Genomic DNA, 613 nt, shown 5'->3' with positions numbered 1-613 from the left:
CATACCCACGCGGAGCATGGGCACGATAGCGTTCTTACGGATGGCGAGCGTACCTCAGGCTCCAGCATGGAAATACCTTCCATGATGCTCCGCGTCAGCTTTTGGCGCCGCACCGTTTGCTCGGGAGAAGACGCAGAGCGTCCAGAAAGGCATACCCACGCGGAGCATGGGCACGATAGCGTTCTTACGGATGGCGAGCGTACCTCAGGCTCCAGCATGGAAATACCGTCCATGATGCTCCGCGTCAGCTTTTGGCGCCGCACCGCGTGCTCAGGAGAGGACGCAGAGCGTCCAGAAAGGCATACCCACGCGGAGCATGGGCACGATAGCGTTCTTGCGGACAGCGCTCGTTCCTCACGCTCCAGCGTGGGAATGCCGTTCATGACGCTCCGCGTCACCTTTTGGCTCCGCACCGTGTGCTTGGGAGAAGACGCAGAGCGTCCAGAAAGGCATGCCCAGGCGGAGCATGGGCACGATAGCGTTCTTGCGGACAGCGCTCGTTCCTCACGCTCCAGCGTGGAAATACTGTCCATGACGCTCCGCGTCAGCTTTTGGCGCCGCACCGCGTGCTCAGGAGAGGACGCAGAGCGTCCAGAAAGGCATACCCACGCGG

Source organism: Pseudomonas syringae group sp. J254-4 (assembly GCF_032586855.1).
Lineage (GTDB): Bacteria > Pseudomonadota > Gammaproteobacteria > Pseudomonadales > Pseudomonadaceae > Aquipseudomonas > Aquipseudomonas amygdali.
This window is presented reverse-complemented; position numbering follows the sequence as displayed.